The 16,488-nt window shown below is 32.1% G+C and carries 14 protein-coding genes and 1 tRNA gene; 12 read left to right on the top strand and 3 right to left on the bottom strand.

What is annotated here, in order from left to right:
* Window positions 1–17: 17 nt before the first annotated feature.
* The gene (locus PKN74_RS04115; RefSeq protein ID WP_472308891.1) at window positions 18–1,187 is read right to left on the bottom strand and encodes an ROK family protein; all 1,170 of its coding nucleotides are present in this window, start codon (window positions 1,185–1,187) and stop codon (window positions 18–20) included.
* Between the two features lie 508 nt (window positions 1,188–1,695).
* Here PKN74_RS04115 and PKN74_RS04110 point away from each other — a divergent pair.
* From PKN74_RS04110 to PKN74_RS04075, 8 genes are all read left to right on the top strand, one after another.
* Entirely contained in the window at window positions 1,696–2,934 is a 1,239-nt protein-coding gene (locus PKN74_RS04110; protein WP_472308889.1) for an ABC transporter substrate-binding protein, read from the top strand.
* 165 nt (window positions 2,935–3,099) lie between these two features.
* Window positions 3,100–4,500 carry an alkaline phosphatase family protein gene (locus PKN74_RS04105; protein WP_472308887.1) on the top strand — a complete coding sequence of 467 codons (1,401 nt, stop codon included), beginning with the start codon at window positions 3,100–3,102 and terminating at the stop codon, window positions 4,498–4,500.
* 225 nt (window positions 4,501–4,725) lie between these two features.
* Window positions 4,726–5,967 carry a carbohydrate ABC transporter permease gene (locus PKN74_RS04100; RefSeq protein WP_472308885.1) on the top strand — a complete coding sequence of 414 codons (1,242 nt, stop codon included), beginning with the start codon at window positions 4,726–4,728 and terminating at the stop codon, window positions 5,965–5,967.
* Between the two features lie 2 nt (window positions 5,968–5,969).
* Window positions 5,970–6,806 carry a carbohydrate ABC transporter permease gene (locus PKN74_RS04095; RefSeq protein WP_472308883.1) on the top strand — a complete coding sequence of 279 codons (837 nt, stop codon included), beginning with the start codon at window positions 5,970–5,972 and terminating at the stop codon, window positions 6,804–6,806.
* Window positions 6,807–7,913 carry an alkaline phosphatase gene (locus tag PKN74_RS04090; protein ID WP_472308881.1) on the top strand — a complete coding sequence of 369 codons (1,107 nt, stop codon included), beginning with the start codon at window positions 6,807–6,809 and terminating at the stop codon, window positions 7,911–7,913.
* Between the two features lie 2 nt (window positions 7,914–7,915).
* Complete coding sequence (locus PKN74_RS04085; RefSeq protein WP_472308879.1) at window positions 7,916–8,677, top strand: endonuclease/exonuclease/phosphatase family protein; 762 nt, start codon at window positions 7,916–7,918, stop codon at window positions 8,675–8,677.
* Between the two features lie 33 nt (window positions 8,678–8,710).
* Window positions 8,711–9,817, top strand: coding sequence for an alkaline phosphatase family protein (locus PKN74_RS04080; protein WP_472308877.1), 1,107 nt, complete (start codon window positions 8,711–8,713; stop codon window positions 9,815–9,817).
* Window positions 9,801–10,562 (top strand): PHP domain-containing protein, encoded by a 762-nt coding sequence (locus PKN74_RS04075; RefSeq protein ID WP_472308875.1) that lies wholly within the window; start codon window positions 9,801–9,803, stop codon window positions 10,560–10,562. Before PKN74_RS04080 ends, PKN74_RS04075 begins: the two co-directional genes overlap by 17 nt.
* 57 nt (window positions 10,563–10,619) lie before the next feature.
* Here PKN74_RS04075 and PKN74_RS04070 read toward each other — a convergent pair whose 3' ends face one another.
* Complete coding sequence (locus PKN74_RS04070; protein WP_472308873.1) at window positions 10,620–11,795, bottom strand: type III PLP-dependent enzyme; 1,176 nt, start codon at window positions 11,793–11,795, stop codon at window positions 10,620–10,622.
* Window positions 11,796–12,009: 214 nt separating this feature from the next.
* Here PKN74_RS04070 and PKN74_RS04065 point away from each other — a divergent pair.
* The 4 genes from PKN74_RS04065 (at window position 12,010) to PKN74_RS04050 (ending at window position 15,239) form a co-directional block, all read left to right on the top strand.
* Window positions 12,010–12,097, top strand: a tRNA-Leu gene (locus PKN74_RS04065).
* A 298-nt stretch (window positions 12,098–12,395) separates the two neighbouring features.
* The gene (locus PKN74_RS04060) at window positions 12,396–13,547 is read left to right on the top strand and encodes an MFS transporter (RefSeq protein WP_472308871.1); all 1,152 of its coding nucleotides are present in this window, start codon (window positions 12,396–12,398) and stop codon (window positions 13,545–13,547) included.
* Window positions 13,548–13,670: 123 nt separating this feature from the next.
* The gene (locus PKN74_RS04055; protein ID WP_472308869.1) at window positions 13,671–14,618 is read left to right on the top strand and encodes a GAF domain-containing protein; all 948 of its coding nucleotides are present in this window, start codon (window positions 13,671–13,673) and stop codon (window positions 14,616–14,618) included.
* Between the two features lie 12 nt (window positions 14,619–14,630).
* Window positions 14,631–15,239: an NUDIX hydrolase gene (locus PKN74_RS04050; RefSeq protein ID WP_472308867.1), complete on the top strand. Its 609-nt coding sequence runs from the start codon at window positions 14,631–14,633 to the stop codon at window positions 15,237–15,239.
* Here the strand turns inward: PKN74_RS04050 and PKN74_RS04045 are convergent.
* On the bottom strand, window positions 15,236–16,483 hold the full coding sequence (locus PKN74_RS04045) for a glycerate kinase type-2 family protein (RefSeq protein ID WP_472308865.1): 1,248 nt from the start codon (window positions 16,481–16,483) through the stop codon (window positions 15,236–15,238). The genes PKN74_RS04050 and PKN74_RS04045 overlap by 4 nt on opposite strands.
* Window positions 16,484–16,488 lie beyond the last annotated feature (5 nt).

Below are 16,488 nucleotides of genomic sequence, written 5' to 3'. Positions count from 1 at the left end.
CTCCTGTATTAATAATATTAAAGTATATTTAAAGTTTTAATTTCATTAAAACCTAATACATTATCAAGGACTTCCCAAAAACTTCCTTTAATGATTAATAGGTTTTCATCTTTGTTGATTAGAAAAATGTCTTTTTTTTCTATTAATTTTTCTAATTTACTGACTATATTTTCTGTAAGAGAAGGACAATTTCTTGTAACAGTCCCATTGAATATCACCATTTCTGGATCTAAAACCATTATAACTGGTGCAAAAACTTCCGCTATTTTTTTGGAAATATATTCAAATTCTCTATTTACAATGGTCAATTGATTGTTTCTCTCTAATTCTACTAAAATTTGTTCACTATCTTCATAAGATAAGTTCAGTTTATTTTTAGCAAATTCAATAAGAGATCTTTCAGAAATTATTTTTTCTAGTTCTTCGTATTCACCTTTATATTCTACTTTTAATTGTCCTATTTCTCCAGCATTTCCTTCTTTTCCCGTATATAATTCACCATTTATTATAATTCCCATTCCTATCCCCATACTGAAATATATTGCCAGCACATTTTCGTTTCTGGAGTTGCTTTCGTAGAATCCCTTTGCTAGCAAGTTAGCGTCATTTTCCCAAAAAACAGGTATCTTTTCGTCTTTCATTTTGATATATTCAAATATAGGTTCATCCTTCCAGCCATAAAATCTACTTTTTATTATTTTTTTGTTTCTTTTATCTATGGGCGTAGGTAGAGCAACACAAATACCTAAGACTTCGCTTTGTTTTTCTGATAATATTTCATCTAAAATTTGTTTTATTTCTTTTTCCACTTGATTCCATAAATCAGAAAATTTAATGTTTCTTTCAAAAATAATTTTTTTGCTCTTTAAAGTATGTTGGTGATTGTCTAGAAAGAATATATTTGCATTTTGATACTCTATATGAACCACTATTATTGTCTTTGAATCAGGATTTAAATATATTTTTTTAGATCTTCTCCCTAAACTACTGGAAGTATCCAACTCCTCTAAAATAAAACCTTCTTCTATCAGCTGAGCTACATTATTACTTACAGCGGGAAAACTAATATTTAAATCTTTGGATATATTCGTCCGCGTTGTGTAAGTATTAAAATTTTTGAATAAGTAATGTAAAATTCTTTTTTTATTTGTCTCGCTAATTTTTTCAGATATCCGACTTTTAGCCACGTTAAATCACTCCTCAAATTTAACATGGAGAAAAATGTATAAAAATACATTTTGTTTCATATCCATGCTTTAATTATAGTATATTGTTGAAAGTTTTTTATCTTAAAAAATTATAATATATTTTATTATTTAATTAAAATAGCTTTCTTTACGTTTAAGAAAGAATAAAGGTAATTACAGCAATTTAGCACTGTTTAATTGTAAAAATCCCATTCGCTTTAATTCTTGATAATGGAAATTCAAACAAATTCTAAGGATTTGTGATGTAATTAGCCATAAAATAGATTAATTACACGCCATTATAAATAAACAAAGATAATGTGGTTTTGAAATTAAAGAAAAGTCGTCTATAATATTTTTAGATTAAAAATATAATTTTGTTTTTTCTTTTATATTTCTATTATATAAGCTAAACAATAAAAAATAAAATAAGAAGCATTTATAGGTGTTATTTAACTAGAGTTAACGAAAACAACTTTAAATTTTTAGGATGAAGGAGGTTATTAAAATGAAGAAGTTTCTAAGTGTGACATTATTAGTTATTTTATGTGTTGTAGGATTTTCAAAAACGACTATTGTTCACTGGATGCATCATTCTCCAGCAAGATTAGAATTTGTTAAAAGTATGTCGGAACAATTTATGAAGGAAAATCCAGATATAGAAATAGTAATACAATCAATTCCTGAAAGTGAATACAAAACAAAATTGCTTGCAGCTGTGGCAGCAGGAAGCGGGCCGGACGTTGCTCAAGTTCCTGGAGAGGCAATGTTAGAACTATATTATTACCAGGTTATTCAACCCTTTCCAAAGGAAGTTATGTCAATTGAAAAGCTTCAAAAAGACTATATAGAACCTACTGTAAGAAACCTAATCATTGATGGTGAGATATATGGATTACCAACAGATGTCCAAACAATAGTTTTGTTCTATAATCCAGTATTATTTGAACAAGCAGGTTTAGATCCCAATAGACCACCAGAAGATTGGAACGAATTGATAGAATACGCCAAAAAATTGACAGTATGGAAAGATGGGAAAATGATTCAAAGTGGATGGGCTTTCGAGGGTTACGAGCGAGAACTAGAAACCATGATGAGATGTGCAGGAGCTACTTTCTGGGAAGATGAAAATCGAACAAGGATAAAAGTGGAACCAGCAATGATTGAAACTTATGAATTTTATAAAAAGGCTATAGAAGAACACAAGGTATACACACCAGAATTTGGTTCAAGATGGACAGGTTTTAGGCAAATAAAAGAGGGAATGGTATTCGGTCATGGAGCCATGGTTGGTTCTTTCCAGGTTGGAAGTCACCCTGACTTAGTTTTCAGGACTGCTCCGGTTCCTAAACATCCTGTAACTGGGAAAAGAGTAACCGTCCTTACATCTTGGTCATTATCTATAATGGATGGATGCCGAGACCCAGAAGCAGCGGCTAAGTGGTTGTTGTATATAACATCAGAAGAGGCTCAGAGAAAGTGGTTAGAAGAAACTGGTGAACTTCCTTCTTTAAAAGTTGTGGCAGAAGATCCAAAGTATAAGAACGATCCTCTTTTAGGAGCTGTAGTTGATTCCCTAAATTATGCAGAACCCACATTTTCGAAGGGTTGGGCCAATCCAGCTTCTATGTTGAGAGATGGATACAACGATATTATCAAAAAAGGTGTACCAATTGAAGAAGCAGCTGCGAGAGTGGTAAAAGAGATAAACAAATATCTTGAGGAAACTTTTGGACAATTTAAATAAAAATAGCAATAATAAAGAAATTTTATTAAAACATTAAAATTAAAATGCCCCCTTATGGGGGGCCTTTTTAAGAAACTGTTTAAGTGTATTAATTTAAGTAACTACTCTAATCTAAACTGAGTTTCTTAGTTACTCAAGAAACTTGATGAAAAGGGAGAGAGTAAAATGAGAAGAAAGTTTTCATATATTTTAGTTTCGTGTTTTCTTCTGTTTGTAATTTTGCTGAGCGGAGGTTGGGCATCTACACCAGTGGATGAGCAACCGCTTCCTGAAGAAGATAGATATTTAGTCTACATTATCTGGGATGCATTTAGGTACGACTATTATGAATGGGCAAATGATGGACAATATGATGGAACACCGGCGCTTAACGAACTTATCGAGAACGGAGTTCTATTTACAGACGCAAGTACTGGCATACCTTCAATTACTAATCCAATGCAAGCTGTATTAGTAACGGGAGCTTATCCAAGGACAACCGAGAATATATACAGATATTTTGATAAAGATGAGCAAAAGGTAAAACAAACAGCGAGAGAAAATTCCGCTGAAACATTAGCAGAAGCAGCAGCTAGTCAAGGGCTTAAGGTAGCTTCTGTTCAGCAATTTATGGTTCTAGATAGAGGGACTAGCTATGAAGATCCTTCTCATCTTTATATTCAGCCTGGAGGAGATTTTAAGAATAGAGTAGATGAGGCAATCAAAATCTTGAAAGGGGAACCTGTTGTAACTCAAGGTACGACTGAAATAGTATTTGATGGAATACCAGACATCATGTTCATTTATGCAGATGATTTAGACACAGTTGGTCACAATGAGAAACCATCTTATGGTTATTATGATGGTACGGCTGCATCTACTGAAAAAGAGCGAATTGAAAGGTGTATAGAAACTGTAATTCAAATGGATAATGAATTGGCAAGATTAATAGAAACTTTAAGAGAAATTGGGATTTACGATAAAACTTCTTTTGTTTTAGCTGCAGATCATGGGATGACTCCTTATTCAGGAACATCTAGTCTTAATGATTTAATGGATGTATTAAAAAGCTGTTTAAGCGCGTTGGGTTACGATGTTGATGAAAAATCCGTAGAATTTTTAAATACAGGAAATACTCCTAGTAAAACTAACAGAATTGTGATAGTCAGTGTTGGTCTTCAAGCTCAGATCTATTTAAATTGGGAATTTACTGAAAATGAGTACAATTTTATAGTAACCGCCTTAAAATCCGAATTACATAGTGATTATATTGGAGGTGTTTTAACCTTCGATGAACTTCAGGAAAGGGGGGCTCATCCAGATACTGGAGATATTTTAGTATGGCCCAATCCGCCACATCATTTTAAAAATAGCACCTCTAATTATAAAGCACGAGGAGGACATGATACAATAGACGAAAGTAGTCAACATGTATTTTTGTTAATGAGTGGAGCAGGATTTAAAAAAGGAACTCAGATAAATACAAAAGTTTATAATTGGGATATTGTTCCAACTGTTTCACATGTGATTCAAATTGATCCTCCTGAAAATGTGGATGGTAGAATTATCACAGAGGCAGTTCAATAAAATTAAGATTAAGATTAAATTGTTGAATCAATGATAAACTAGGGAGCGAAAAATCACACTTATAGATGAATATGGCAAAAAATTATGTTTTTTTTCTCAGTTGACGTGTGAAAATATTTTGTTGCCATTTTTGCTCCCTATCTTTTAATAATTAAGACTCTTTTTTGTGTACATTTTAACCCGAATGATAACAATTTGTGCTTACTGTGTGAGGGGAGGAATTAAATGGAGTCCTATGATAAGAGTTTAAATATTTTGTTTATACCAGGCATATTAATAACTACTATTGGATTATTTTTACCAATAATAGCGGACAAAGGAATAATGTTTTTAAAAGATTTTAATGTGTTTGGCATCTCTTATTTGTATATCTTTATAGCTATAATAGTGATAAATATTTTAATTAACTTTACTAGCAAACGAAAATGGATAATGTTAGCTTCTTTTATCCAGTTGTTTTTTGTACTCTCCATACCTTTTCTTAGGAATCAGTGGAAACAAGTTTATCGAGCGAAGTTTTTCCTATATTTTTTCAAAAAGGCGACGTTTGGTTGGTATTTTTTGGCAATAGGGAGTGTTTTTTTAGTTGTTTACGCATTTAAACTTTTTTCTAAGAAAAAAACGGTTCCTTACTTATTTGTCACACCGACACTTGTAGGTGTTTGTTTTTTAACTTTTTTTCCTGCAATATTCGCTATATTTATTAGTTTTCGCAAATGGAATTTACTTGTGCCTGTAAAACCTTTTGTGGGGTTATCTAACTACGCTCAAGCAATAACGGATGAATATTTTTTGAGATCACTATGGACAAGTTTTAAATACGCTTTAGGAGTTGTTCCAAGTCGTATTGTGTTTGGTTTCCTTTTTGCGTATCTGATATACTCTATTCCAAAGTTTAAAAGCTTTTTTAGAGTAGTGTACTTTTTACCTTTTGTTACTTCGACAGTCGCCGTAAGCGTTATTTGGAAATGGATTTATCATCCGTACTATGGATTAGCGAATTATTTTATAAGTTTGTTCGGAATGAAACCTATAAATTGGTTAGGTAATCCGTCAATAGCAATTTGGGCTGTAGCGGCCGTTTCTGTGTGGCGATCTTTAGGGTATGATATTATTATTTTTCTTTCAGGAATAAATGACATACCTGAGACTGTATTGGAAGCATCTCAAATTGATGGAGCGACAAGATGGCAACAGTTTTGGAAAATCATAGTTCCTCTAATTAAACCTTCTCTTATATTAATATTTATAACCTCCACAATCAGTGCAATCCAGGTGTTTACGGAAATTTATATGATGACTGGTGGTAGTGCAGATACAAAAACCGCTGTTTATTATATTTGGGAATATGGATTTACCAGACTACAAATGGGATATGCTTGTGCTATGTCTATGATATTATTTGGCATCATTTTAATTATTTCTCTTATTCAAATGAGAGTTACAAACCTTTTGGAGGAGGAGTGATTATGAAATCTAAGAAAAAAACTAATAGGATATTTTATACAATTTGTTATATTATACTTTCGTTGGTAGCTGTAATAATGATAATGCCATTTTTGTGGATGATACTATCAACATTCAAACCTCTTTATGAGTTATATATCTTTCCACCCACTTTTTTGCCTCAGAACTTCACACTTGAAAATTACAAAGAGGTTTTTACTACAGTACCTTTTTTTAAGTATTATTTAAATTCTTTTATAGTTACTGTTTGTTCGGTAATTTTAACTTTATTTACAGCATCCACTGCTGGTTTTGCTTTTGCAAAATATCAATTTAAAGGTAGAAATGCTATATTCAAGGTGTTGCTGAGTGCAATGATGATACCTTTTCCTGTGACAATAATTCCTTTATATATTATGGTTTATGAACTTGGTTTAGTTGACACTTATGCGGCTTTAATAGTAACAGGTTCTATTAGTATTTTTGGTACCTTTTTGATGAGACAATTTATACTTGGAATACCAGATGATCTCTTAGATGCAGCTCGTATAGATGGAGCGAGTGAATGGCTTATATATAGAAAGGTTATTCTACCAAATATAAAACCTGTTTTATCGGCATTAGCTATACTTTCGTTTATGGGAAGCTGGAATGCATTTTTATGGCCTTTATTAGTGGTAAACACTGACAAACATAAGACCGTTCAATTAGGTGTTCAATTCTTCTCACAACAGTATGGGGACTTAGTGCATCTGCAACTGACGGCCGCGGCTCTCGCAATTTTACCTATTGTAATTGTTTATTTGATCCTTCAAGAACAATTTATACAAGGAATTACCATGAGTGGGGTGAAAGGATAAGTGAGCAAATTGAAAAGATTTTTTGCTATATTGTTCGTTTTTGTTTCAGCGATGATGTTAATTGCCCAACCAAAGAATATTGTAGTAATAATGGGAGATGGAATGGGCTATAATCATTTACTTCTTTCAGAATTATTGGCAGAGATAAATAATTTGGAGATTGCAACAAACAAGTTTCAAGTTGCTTCTTTAGTTAGAAATGAAACAATAGATAATATTGTTACCGATTCTGCAGCTGCCGCAACTGCTTTTTTTTGTGGGCAAAAAACTAAGTTAGGGTGTTTAGGAATTGATAAAGACCAAATTCCTATCAATTCTATAGCTACTATTTTGAAAGAAGAAGGATATAAAATAGGTTTAATTACGAATACAAAATTTTCTGATGCAACACCTGCTGCAATGTATGCACACGCCTTTAGAGATGACAAAAAAAAGATACTGGAAGATCTAATTGAAACAGATTTTTTGGACTTTTTTGTAGCAGGAGGCTTAGAAGATTTAGGAGTGAATCCCTTTACTCTTAAACCAACTTCTAAATCACCCTTAAAAAAATTAAACGAAAATGGTTATAAAATATATGGAATTAATTACGAACCTTTATTTGATGGACCAAATGATAAGTTTATGGCGTTCGTTTCTCTAGGGCATAAAAGCTTCGAGAACCAATTGATTGCAGGAGAACCTACCTATCTTGAAATTATAGAAAAAACAATATCAAAAATAAATTTGGAAGAACCTTTATTTCTCTTTATTGAATGTGGAAGAATAGATCATGCAAGTCATATAAATGATGAAAAGGCTCTTAAAGCAGAATTAATCATGTTTCAGAAGATAGTAAATTACATCACAAGAGTTTTCCCCTCTGAAGATACTTTGTTTATAATTTTTGCTGATCATGAAACTGGAGGTCTTTCGCTCATGTCATCTCCTACAAAGAGTGAAGATATTTCTATAAAATGGAATACTACAGATCATACGGCGACTTACGTTCCTTTCTTAACCTTTGGAAATTCTAAAGATTCTTTTCCTAAACTTATGCACCTTATGGATGTAAAAGAATATTTATTAGAGATTCTTGAGATAAAAATTCCTGAAGGAGTGCACTGAAAATGAAAAAATACTTTATATTCATGATTATGGTATTTATATACTCATCTTTATCTTTTGGAGTGATAAAAGTGATGACATACAATATACGGCATGGCCTAGGTATGGATGATATATTTGATTTTCAAAGGATAATAGATGTAATAAAAGCAGAGAATCCTGATATATTAATGCTTCAAGAGGTTGATCAAGGTAGATCTAGAAGTTTAGATCTAAAGCAAGCTGAAATTATAGCTGAAGAACTAGGAATGGACTATTATTTTTATCCAACTGAAGGAAAAGATAATTATGGGGTAGCTATTTTTAGTAAATTTAGATCTATTGAAAAATTTGGTTTTGAATTACCACAACCAACATGGATGTTGGCTACGCAAAGAGGAGCTGCGGCCATGGTAATTGAAGTCAACGGAGAACAAATGCTTGTGATTAGTACTCACTTGGGTCTTGGAGGTTTACAGGAGATACAAACAGAAGTATTAGAAATATTGAACATATCAGAAAAATATGGGTTACCTACACTGATAGGGGGAGATTTTAATATATCATATTTTGAATTATCGTATGGTGTAAAAGAGTTTTTAGATAAATTCGAATTAGTTAATCAAGAGTTGAACAAAGAAATTAAGACTTTTCAATCAGATATTCCAGGTTCACAAATTGATTTTATTTTTTTCTCAAGGGGAGATTTTAAAATTCTGGATGCATATACTGTAAACTCCTTAGCCTCAGACCATTTGCCACTTGTTGCTGTAATAGAATTTTGATAATTATTTATAAAATCACAGAGGGTGTTAAATTTGAAAAAGCTTTTGTTCATAACAATTGATTCATTAGGACAAGATCTTATAGACAAATCAGATGCTGTATTTATCAAAAGTATAATGAGAACGGGAAATACAATCGAAAATTTACGAACTGCTTTTCCATCACTAACAACACCAATGATGACAACGATCTTGACTGGAAAATATCCTGAAGACCACGGGATTTATTCTAATTCGATTTATGATTATGAAAAAAATAAAGTTATTGGAAAATTACGAGATGTAAGAGTTCCTACTATTTCTGAAATATTAATGAAGGCAGGTTATAGGACACTTTCAGTTCAACATTTTATGCTTGAAAACAGGTGCAATAAATATGTTCAGGTTGATGGATCTAAACCACAAAATAATACTAATACTATCATCGGTGAATTAGAAAAGTCAGACTACGATGCAGTGTTTACTATTTATCAAAGTGTCGATTCAATAGGACATAAGTATGGGTCTTTACATAGAAAAAGGATTGAAGAATTAGAAAAAGTTGATCACCAAATTGAAAAGTTGTTTAATTTTGTTACAAAAAAATGGGGGAATTTTTTGCTGGTTATAAATTCTGACCATTCTATGAGTACCTACAAAAAACGTAGTAAATTTTCAATAATTAGTCTATTGAATAAGCATGGGTTAAAAAGCGGTTTCTATGAACCTGGGCAAAGAATTCCTCAAGATATTGATTGTGTTCTAATTAGACAACCAACAGTTCAAATTTATCTTAAAAGTGAGAAGGGAAAAAAACAAAAAAACGAAATTATTTATGATTTAGAAAGTGAAGAAGACGTTGCTAAAGTTTATGATGAATATGAGTTGGCTAAATTACATAATCCTTACTTATGTGATATCGCATATACGTTAAAAAAGGGCTATACAAATAATTTTAACAGTTTATTGTTAGCAATTAAAAGTTTTGGATACCATGGGACTTTTGAAGAAAGTAATGCAATAGCGTCTTTTTATGGAGGAAGTATTAAGCAAGATAAATTAAAAGATTATGATTTGACTGTAATAACTCCCAAAACTTTAGAATATTTAGGGATAGAAATCAATTTAGGAGTTGGTAAAGAGAATGCTGCCGAAATATGATTTACACATACATACAAATTATTCAGATGGGTCTCAGACTTTTGAAGAAATCCTGGCTAAAGCTGAAGAAATCGATTTGAAATACTTTGGAATTAGTGATCATTATGAGAAAAATCACAATTATAGTGTCAAAGTTAGCGCAGACGAGTATTATAATCACTTTTTGAAAATTAAAGATGAAGCAAGTGAGAAAGGTATAATCATGTTGTTAGGTGCAGAGGTAGGATTTAATGATGAAGAGATTTTACTTCCTGAAAACATGCCTAAGGTCCATTATATAATTGGAACCATTCATCAAATGCCTAAAAATTTGGAAGAAGTAGATTATTGGAATTTATATAAAAAATATGTAGAGAAAGCAGTTTCAGAATTTTCTTTTCAAATACTTGGTCATGTTGAAGGATATTTGCCAATCAATAAGTTTATGAAACCCGGAAGTACTTTTGAAGATAGAAGAAATTTTGAAAAAAAGATAGCGAAAAAATATTTTGAGTTGGAGTGGTACAAAGAAATTGCAGTAGAAATGGCGAAAAACAAGATTGCTTTAGAAATTCATGAAATGTCCGAGTCTCCAAGAACAGAAGTGATAAAAATTATGGTTGACAATGGGGTAAAGCTTTCCTATGGGACTGACTCTCACGCGTTGCATCAATTGGCCAAAAGAAGTTATTTGAGGAGAGTTAACGAACAATTGGGGTTGAGAGCAGATAATTTTTTAGAACTTGAAAGTTTTTTAAATCGATAAAGAAAAAAAACAGGAGCGTAAGCTCCTGTTTTTTGATTTATTTTGTAAAAACTATAATTAATATAAAGAATTTTCGCTAATTGGTAAGAATTCTCCTTGTAATATATGTTCCAATTCTTCAATGGTGTAGACTTTGATAGGTTCTATACCATTAAAGTACGTTGCATATTCACTAGTGTAAGCTCCAGTATTTATAAAGTAAACAATATCGTTATAATCTATGTTAACTGGCAGTTCAATTTCATCATAAATAGTATCAACACTATCGCATGTAGGTCCAGCAAGTGTCATTGTCATCGTTTCAGTACTTTCTTTTCCTTCTACGATAACTTCATACCTAAAATTCTCAATGGTTTCCATTAATCCGTGAAAAACACCAACATCCAAGAAAACCCATGTTTGAGTACCTTTTCTACTTCTTAATAAAACTTTTGAAGCGATTATACCAGCATTTCCAACCATAGATCTACCTGGTTCTGCTATAATCCTTAATCCTTCTACCCATCCTAAATATTCATGAACTGCTTCGTTTACTACTTCCCCTATTTCTTCTACTGTAGGTACAGGTTTAATATGCTGAACGGGAATTCCACCACCAATATTCAACAATTTTAGATCAATATTTTCTTTATGAAGTTTTTCGAAAACCTCACTTGCACTTAATATTGCTTCTTTCCATTTATATTTATTATATGATTGAGAACCTACATGGAAAGAAACTCCATAAGGAACCAAGCCTTTTCTTTTGGCATACTTCAAGATATGGATAAGATGATCAACATCAGTTCCAAATTTCCCCGAAAGAGGCCAATCGGAATCATTGGAACTCATAGCTAATCTCCCATAAACTTTTGCTCCAGGAGCATTTCTTGCTATCTTCTCAACTTCCATCTCCGCATCAACTGCAAAATATTCAACACCGTTTTCCCAAGCAAACTTTATATCCTTTTCCTTTTTGATAGTATTACCAAAGCTCATTCTTTCTGTCGGTATTCCTAAGTTCATCAATTTTACAATTTCACCTTTTGATGCAACATCAAATGATGATCCAACATCTCTTAATGTTTCAAGAATGCTCGGGTGTGAATTTGCCTTAACGGCATAAAAGATCTCTACGTTATTTATTGAATTCTTAAGTCTTATGTAATTTTCTTTTACATAGGAATTATCTATCACTAAAAACGGTGTTTCCAAAACCTGAGCTGCCCTTCTAATGAGCGGCGTCAATTTCAATTTTTTCATCCTCCTAAAAAACTATTTTTATTCTTGTATTATTTTTACCGGTACTATATTTAACACTTTTAAAGTAACACTAACACATTGGATAAGTTAATATATAATTATAAAAGGTTAAATTTTTAAACAGTCAAATAGTCTAGGAATGTTCATCTAAGCAGCTTTTATATTTTAAGATTTTGTTATATAATATATTGTAAAGAAATAATTAGCCGAGATGGCGGAATTGGTAGACGCGTAAGATTCAGGATCTTATGGGCTTGACGCCCGTGCGGGTTCGAGTCCCGCTCTCGGCACCATTATAGCTCACAAGGAAATAGAGGAAAAGAAGTTTTTAATTTATTTTGAAGAGGTTATAGATAGGTAATGCATGCCATAATTTAATTGGTTTAGGGCAACGTCCTCACCTACCAGTTTGTTAAAATATTAATAAGGTATTTAGAGATAATAATTAATGAAATTATTAATTCTAAGATAACCGGTGAATCAGATTTTAAAATAGCCACATCATTTAAAAAAGAAGGGGTTAATACGAATCAACTCACATCAGAGCAAAAATTAGCTTATAAGTTTATCTTGTTGATGGGAATTGTAAGTTTGCTGGGAGATATTGTTTACGAAGGAGCGAGGAGTATTTCTGGGCCATATCTAGCCCTTTTAGGAGCTGGAGCTAGTATCATCGGAATAGTTGGGGGAATCGGGGAATTTGTAGGATATGCTTTGAGGTTGGTTTTTGGATATTTTGCGGATAAAACTAAAGCTTATTGGACTTTAACGATTATCGGATATAGTTTGCTTTTTTCTATCCCTCTTTTAGCCGTTTCTAATAGATGGCAGATAGCGGCTCTGCTTTTGATAATAGAACGAATGGGAAAAGCTATTAGAAGTCCATCAAGAGACGCTATTTTGTCGCATGCTACAAAGCAGGTAGGAAGAGGATGGGGGTTTGGTATTCATGAAGCGCTTGATCAAATTGGAGCTATAATAGGTCCTTTAATTTTTAGTACAGTTTTTTTGGTTAATTCCGAATACAAAGCAGGATTTGTCATTTTAGTGATTCCAGTTATTATCTTGTTAGTATTATTATTTATTGCTAGATCTGAGGTTCCTTCTCCACAAAAATTAGAGATTTATGAAGAGTTCGAAAACCCCAAAAAATTAAAGGAAAACGAAAAAAGAGAAAAGTTACCTAAAATATTTTGGTTATACACCTTCTTTACCTTATTAACTGTAATGGGTTTTGTTCAATACCCACTAATTGCGTATCATCTTAATGTTAATTCTATAATTTCAAATGTTTGGATACCTGTTTTCTACGCAATAGCTATGGGTGTAGATGGAATCACAGCTCTTATCATTGGAAAAACATATGATAAGATAGGTCTAAAATCATTATTAATCGTACCATTATTAACTTTTGCTGTACCTTTTTTTGCTTTCTCCTTTTCAAAAATATTTGTTTTATTTAGTATAATAATTTGGAGTATCGTAATGGGAATACATGAAACGATTATGAGGGCAGCGATAGCAGATTTGATACCCCTCGAAAGAAGGGGAACTGCATATGGAATATTTAACACAGTCTATGGATTATCAATGTTTATCGGTGGAACATCAGTCGGTTTTTTATATGATATTTCCTTTGTTTACGTGATAACTTTTGTTGTTATTATTGAGATAATTTCGCTAGCTCTTTTGTTTCCTCTTACTAGGGGTAACGATCAACTACATCAATCTACAAAAAGTTAATACTATATTATAGATATTGGTTACAAAGGCAAAAACCTTCAAACAATTTTCATTAAAATATAGATTAAGCAATTGAATTTATATTCGACAAAGTTTTAGAGTAAGGAGGAATATGCATTAAATATGAGAAGCGTTTTTAGAGATTTTACTGATGAGTTTTTTCAAATATTGACCTATCCGAAAGAAAAATGGAATGTTTTTTGGGAAAATTATAAAAATTCAATGAAATTTATAGAGCCGTTGATGAAGAAACATAATTTAAATGATGAAAAAGTGGTAGAAGTATTAAAAAAAATAGGAAGAAAAGAGTTAGATAAAGCGTACTGGTATAAACAGTCAATGATGAAGAAATTTAAAAGTGAAATCATTGGAGAGCTAACAAAAAATTCCGAAAAATTGCAAGTTAATAGAGGAGATTATGCCGTTTATCTGGTGTGTTTTTTAGGGCAGGAACCTTATGAATTCTTGGATTCTTTTAAGGGGACCATTATAGTAGTTGACTTTTTATATATTTACCTAAACAAAAATAGAATTAATCCTAAAGATTTAGTGGAAGAAGCAATCTTGAATTTTGTCACAACAGTTCCTTCAAACAAGAAAAAGGCGGATTTTTGGGTTTTATTTGATAAGATCCAAACTGTTATTACAAATAGTAATTACAAGACAAAAGAAGAAGTTATGCAAAGAATAGTTGAGCTTTTAAGTGAAAGAATAGATTATTATAATTGGGTTGGATTTTATCTTGTGGATGATGAAGATAAAGATTTATTAGTTTTAGGTCCCTATGTAGGTGAACCCACTGAACATGAAAGAATTAAGTTTGGCCAAGGTGTTTGTGGCCAGGCTGCTAGTGCGAAAAAGGCCTTTATTGTAGGCGACGTCACCAAAGAAGAAAACTATCTTTCTTGCAGTCCTAAAACACAATCTGAGATAGTTGTACCCATCTTTGATAAAAAAGGTAACATCATTGGAGAAATAGACATCGATAGTCATCAAAAAGATGCTTTTGATCAGGATGATAAAGCATTCTTGGAAGAAGTAGCAAAGTTAATAACTTATAGATTCTATTAAAAAGGTGATTTAGTGAATAAAGAAAAAATAACTAAGATTTTTGAAAATTATGTTCCTAAACCTATAGGAATAGAAAGATCTTTTTCTGTACTGATTTCTCTAATTGAAATAGAAGATTCTATACATTTGTTATTTGAACAAAGAGCTGATCATTTAATAAGGCAACCAGGAGAAATTTCTTTTCCTGGTGGTAAAATAGAAGTCGGGGAAACACCTGAAAACGCAGTTATTAGAGAAGCCTGTGAAGAATTGAATATTGAACCTGATCTTATAGAAATTCTTGGTTCCTGTGATTATCTTGTAACACCTTTCAATGATCTAATTCATTCTTTTGTTGGGTTATTGAAAGTAGATCTAGAGAAAATAAAACCAAACATCGAAGTTGAATACATATTTACTGTTCCTTTAGAATACTTTTTAGTCCACAAGCCCTTAAAATACGAAGCTTATATAACTCCTGAAATAAATGAAGTTTTTCCGTATGAACTTATACCTAAAGGCAAAGAGTATGAATGGAGAGTTGGAAAATATCCCATTTATTTTTACATTTACGAAAACTATATAATATGGGGTATCACGGCTAGATTTACTTATGAATTTATAAGAAAGTTAAAACTTTAGCTGTCGCAAAGAATGAAAATAAGATCATTTACATTTGTGCCTGTAGGACCTGTTTTTATCAAACCATCTATCGCTTGAAGAGCCATATAAGAGTCGTTGTTTTTAAGGACACTTTCAATGTCTATATTTTTTTCTTTTAGTCTATTCAGAGTTTGTCCATCAACTATGCCACCGGCGGCATCTGTGGGGCCATCGGTGCCATCAGTACCTACAGAAGCTATGATGACTCCCTCATAATTGCAAATTCCTCGGGCTGCTGATAATGCAAGTTCTTGATTTCTACCACCTGATCCTTTCCCTTGAACCTTGACTACAGTTTCCCCACCCAAGATAACTGCACAAGGTTTATTTACAGGCCTATCCTTTTCTTTTATCTCTCTGGCGATGGAAGCTAAGAACAAGCCAGCTTCTTTTGCTTCACAGTCAAGAGTTGTAGTTAAAATTATAGAGTTATAACCCAATTTTTCAGCTATTTGTTGAGCATTTTCACATACCTTAGTTACACTACCAATAATATATGTTTCTACATTGTTCAATGATTTTGGGGTTTCAGTAAATGCCTGCAAAATATTTTCTGGAAGATCTAAGTTATACTTATTTAAAATGTTCTCAACATCTTCTAAGGTAGTGGAATCGGGAAACGCAGGACCAGATGCAATACTGTCTAATCTATCTCCTAGAACATCTGACAGTATTAAAGAGTAAATTTTAGCTGGTTCCACTATCTTGGCAAATTTACCCCCTTTTACTTGAGAAAGATGTTTTCTAACTGTATTTATTTCGATTATGTTTGCTCCAGATTTTAATAGGACATCATTTAACTTTTGCAAGTCTTCTAATGTTACACCATCATTCGGTAGTTCAAAGAGCGAAGAACCACCACCGGAAACTAAAAATATTACCTCGTCATCTTCGTCAAGATTTTTTATCATATCTATAACTGTTTTTGTTGCTTTTATAGTGTTTTCATCTGGAATAGGATGACCTGTTTCATATATTTGTAGGCCTTCTATATATCCTAGAGAATGACCATACTTTGTTATAACTATACCTTCCTTTATTTTATCTTTTAAGGATTCTTTTGCTGCTTTTGCCATTCTCCAAGCGGCTTTACCTATTGCAACTAGATAAATATTTTCTCCTAAATTTAAGCTAGCTAATTGCTCTTCAACCGCACGTTCAGGCAATACTGAATCTATCGAACTTTTGATTATTCTAAAAGCATCTTCTCTCAAGTTTTTCAAAGAAT

The organism is Defluviitoga sp., assembly GCF_035349255.1.
Lineage (GTDB): Bacteria > Thermotogota > Thermotogae > Petrotogales > Petrotogaceae > Defluviitoga.
This window is presented reverse-complemented; position numbering and strand designations above follow the sequence as displayed.